4 protein-coding genes are annotated in these 4,522 nt (G+C 47.8%); 3 read left to right on the forward strand and 1 reads right to left on the reverse strand.

Translation table 11 applies throughout. The features are described from left to right. Positions 1-300: 300 nt before the first annotated feature. Positions 301-861 (reverse strand): TetR/AcrR family transcriptional regulator, encoded by a 561-nt coding sequence (locus tag QJ48_RS26030; RefSeq protein ID WP_054976318.1) that lies wholly within the window; start codon positions 859-861, stop codon positions 301-303. 174 nt (positions 862-1,035) lie between these two features. Between QJ48_RS26030 and QJ48_RS26035 the strand changes: the two genes are divergently transcribed. The 3 genes from QJ48_RS26035 (at position 1,036) to QJ48_RS26045 (ending at position 4,488) form a co-directional block, all read left to right on the forward strand. Then, on the forward strand, positions 1,036-1,977 hold the full coding sequence (locus QJ48_RS26035) for a ketopantoate reductase family protein (protein WP_054976319.1): 942 nt from the start codon (positions 1,036-1,038) through the stop codon (positions 1,975-1,977). A 346-nt stretch (positions 1,978-2,323) separates the two neighbouring features. Continuing rightward, positions 2,324-2,869, forward strand: coding sequence for a pyridoxamine 5'-phosphate oxidase family protein (locus tag QJ48_RS26040; RefSeq protein WP_054976320.1), 546 nt, complete (start codon positions 2,324-2,326; stop codon positions 2,867-2,869). Between the two features lie 188 nt (positions 2,870-3,057). Beyond that, a complete protein-coding gene (locus QJ48_RS26045) occupies positions 3,058-4,488 on the forward strand; it encodes a PLP-dependent aminotransferase family protein (RefSeq protein ID WP_054976321.1) in 1,431 nt (476 codons plus the stop codon). Positions 4,489-4,522: the final 34 nt, after the last annotated feature.

Consider the following 4,522-nt stretch of genomic DNA (forward strand, 5'->3'; position numbering starts at 1 on the left):
GAAAGTAATCTTAACGTCTTTGGTCTGTTTGGTCGCTTCCGCCGAAGGGCTTGAAGTATCGTTTTGGGAGCAAGCCGCCAATGAAGAAAGCAGTAAAGCAGAACAAATTCCCAGTGTGATGCTCTTTGTAATTTTCAAAATCTTTCCCCCCTGACTATCATTTTTGAATGCGCATTCATCCTTGTTTCACATTTATGATAACCGGTTGTCATATCATATGTCAACCGGTTATCATATTTTTTCTGCAATGCAAAAAAGATTGGGCTTCAATTCAAATTAAATTCAATAAAATGATCCCCATCAAGGCTGCTCCGGCAGGATCAAATTCCGCTCAAGGATCAGCATCAATTGTTCCACCATTTCCGCCGGAGTGTAAGGCATCGATTGAACAATCCACCATTCCACCAGACCGGAGACCGCGGCGGCCAGAAATTGGACGACGATTTCCCGGTTTATGCCCGGGCTGATGCCGCAGCTTTTGATATGCTCCTCGATGCCCCGTTCCATCATCGCGATCATCCGCTTGCGGAAGGCGGGTATCCCCTTGCTCGTCATGAGCGTGGAGTAGATGGAGGCGTGGCGCTCCAAAAATTCGAACGTGCGAAGCAGTAAAGCTTTTGCAGCCACCTTGCTTGGATCCCCGTCAGGCATGCAGCTTTCATACAATAACTGCAAGTACGTCTCGATGCACTGGTCCAGCAGATCGTACTTATCCGTAAAGTGCAAATAGACGGTCCCCCGGTTTACATTCGCCCGGTCCGCGATTGCATGAATCGTGATCTTCTCAAAGCTTTTCTCCTCCATCAGTCCAACAAAAGCTTCCATGATCGCCTGCCTCGTTTTTAGAATTCGTCTGTCCATAACTCTTTCTCTCTGCTCCTTTTTTAGACAATCCGAGCGCATTTGTTGAATACTCAACAAAATCAAAAATATTACCGATTGATCCGGTGTTTCACCGGATGCTATCGTAATTGTAATCAACAAACGTCAATTATACAACAAATGTTCATTAAATATGAAAGCGAGGATAACAGCATGAGAGTATTGGTTTATGGCGCAGGTGTCATAGGCAGTTATTTGGTCCATGTTCTTGTGCGCGGGGGCAATGATGTGACCGTATTGGCCAGAGGGAAACGGGCGGAGGAGCTGGAGAAGGAGGGGCTTGTCATCCGCCATTATTTTCAGCGGAAAACGACGGTGGATCCGGTGAACGTCATCCGGACGCTGGAAGCGGGCGATATATACGATCTCATCTTTGTCGTCATGAAATATACGGATTTTCCGGCGGTACTGCCTATTCTGGCCAACAATCGGAGCAGCAATATCGTTCTGGTGGGTAATAATACGGATGCCCATGATATGCAAAATTACATGGAGGAGCATAGCGATACGGACAAAAATATCGCCTTCGGATTCCAAATTAGCGCCGGAAGCAGAGAAAACGGGCGGACCGTCTGTATCCGCGGCGGCGTGAAGATGGTACTCGGCGGATTGAACGGTCCGATTCCCTTTAGGGCCGCGCTTGACCAAGCGTTTGCGAAAACCAAATACAAGCTTGTCTATCACGAAAATATAGACGCTTGGCTGAAGAACCATATTGTACCCATTGTAGCGCTGGGCTTTGTAACAATTATCCATGAGCGTCAAATGACAAAAATCGCCAGGGATGATAAGCTGCTGCGGCAAATGATTGCGGCCATGGACGAAGGCTTCCGCGTGCTGGAAGCCCATGGTTATCCCTTAATACCGGCCGAACAAGCTTCATTGATCCGTAAACACCCAACGCTACTGCGGCTGCTTCTAAAAATATATCATATCCTGCCTGCCAGCCGGCTGGTCGACGGTTCTCCCTACGAGATCGCCGCTTTAAACCGCGTGTTTCACGATTGGAAAGAACGGTCCAACGTCCCCACTCCCCATTGGGATGTGCTGGAAGAGCGGTTTAATACCAGCTATCCGTTTATTTCCGGAGCGTGACGGGATTATCATTAGCAAAATCGCCCTATTAACGAACAAAGGTTCCAGCCGGATGAGCTGAAACCTTTGTTAATACGGATGATGTAAAGACCTTCCCGTACATGCAATGGGAATATTTTTTTCCTGAGAACTTAGTGGTATACGAATCAATTCAAAACTCTCACGATTGGTTTCTACCATTCTGTACTGGCTTCCGACCTACTTCTGAATTTGATCAGCCGCCTTATATATGGACTGCTCAAATCGCCTTGTTTTGGATATAGTAAACCATCAAAAATAAGATAGTATAAAATCATGGCAGCAAAATTCGCGTATTCATTTGGAAACAGAAAGGAAGCGGCTCAATATGAGACCTATGATTCATGCACAAAGAAAATGCGAGGATCAAGAAAAGATAGACCTTTTCTTGACAAAAACCCGATCTGGCTTATTGGGTCTGGCAGATGGAATTCAGCCATACGTCGTGCCATTGAATTACGTTTGGTGGAATAAATGCATTTACTTTCACGGACTAAGTAGTGGCAGAAAGATTTCCGTCATACAACAAAATAATCTTGCTTGCTTTACGGTATTCGAAGAGTATGGCACCGTGACCGCTCCCGTCCCGGCTAAAACGGATACTGCCTACATGAGCGTAATGCTGTTTGGGAACGTGGAGAAAGTGGACCAATCAGACGATTCGACAGAGGTTCTTCAACAATTTCTGTACAAATATGTACCGGGCTTTTACGACCGGCCGTTATCGAAAGTGCATGTCGAGAAATACCGTTCCTCCCTTGACCATCAGGCAGTATCTGTATATCGCTTGCGGCCGCAGACGATAACAGCGAAAGAGAATCCTATAGACAACCAAAATATATTTTACCCGGGGCGGTCGGTTTCCGACAACTGACGCGGTTCCGTATGGCCATCCCCTGCAGCCCGCCATGTTCCTTTATCCATTTTGGGACAGATTCTTCCATATTGCAAACACAGCTGCCTTCGTGATAGTATTTCAATGATTGGAAGGCCATAAATCACCCAGAATTCATTAGTTTGAACAATCCATAATTGAAATGCAGCACATTGGAGGTTTGCCAAATGTTAAAAATAAACCGAGACGACAATCGTCCCATTTGGCAGCAACTGCTGGATCAAGCGATCCATAACATTACCACGGGAAAATGGCCACCAGGCGAACTGCTGCTCCCCTCTCGTGAACTTGCCCAATTAGTGGGGGTGTCACGTTCGACCATCCAGATCGTTTATGAGGAATTATATAGCCGCGGATACACCGTCACCTCTCGTCGTGGCGGGACAAGAGTTAGTGATTGGACGTACCGTCCCCTTTCCTCCGAGGCCGCTTCACCCCAAGGGCCTCTTCAACCTGAATTGCCTATGTTGAACACTACTGTCGGTCATTTGCAAACTTGGCTCAGAGGCAAAGAAAATACCCATGCATTCATCGATTTCAGCCCACACGAACCTTATTTGGATGACCATTTTCATAAGCTCTGGAGGCAATCGTTTGTACAAGCCACGGGAGAACCAGACCTGGCTCACTGGGCTTATGGCAATGCCTACGGCTTCGTGCCGTTGCGCGAACAAATTCAACGCTACTTGTCGCTTACGCGTGGCGTCCACGTGCATATCGACCAAATTATATTAACCTCGGGCGCTCAGCATAGCATCGATTTAATCGCCCAAGCTCTCTTGCATGAAGGAGAGACGGTTTCAGTGGAAGATCCCGGCTTCCCTGCGGCCTGGATGGCGATGAAGTATCGGCGCATGCAGGTTGCTCCCGTTCCTATCGATGAGCACGGTCTGCAAGTAGACCGTATTCATCCGCAATCCAAGCTTGTCTATGTCACTCCCTCTCACCAGTGCGCGACCGGAGTCATAATCTCGGAACCGCGCAGGCAGCAATTGCTGCATCTGGCCGCCCAGCGCCCATTTTGGATTATTGAGGACGACTACGACAGTGAATTCCGCTACCGAGGCGAGCCACTTCCCACATTATTCAGCCAATTACCCAAGAACACGTTGTATATGATGAGTTTTTCCAAGCTGGTTGCTCCCGGCATCCGAATATCGGCGATTGTCGGTCCCAAAGCGGCCATTCGCCAAATTGCCAAGGTACAGGAATTGTTGTATCGGCATCTTCCGATTATGGAGCAAGTAACGCTTGCCCACTTTATTGAGCACGGCCACTTTATACGCCATATGCGCAGAGTCAGAAATGTTTATCGCCGCAGGCACGAAGCCATGACGAAAATGATCAGCGCAACCGGCCTGGGCCAACATTTCACGCTTAGCGGTGTAGAAACGGGGTTGCATATGCTGCTAGAAGCTGAAGCGTCCTTTGACGAAGAAGCTGTGGCGAATCAAGCACTCAAACACGGGGTCCGAGTTTATCCGCTTAGCACGTATTGCTTGGAAAGCAAACGAAAGGGATGGGTGCTGGGCTTTGCCAAAGTAGATGAGGCCGCCATTGAAGAAGGCATTTATCGCCTCTCGGAGATGCTCTTGTAAAAATATCCTCTCAAATCAACTTTTTAAAAAGTTG

This window comes from Paenibacillus sp. A3 (genome assembly GCF_001399685.1).
In the GTDB taxonomy this organism is placed as follows: domain Bacteria; phylum Bacillota; class Bacilli; order Paenibacillales; family NBRC-103111; genus Paenibacillus_G.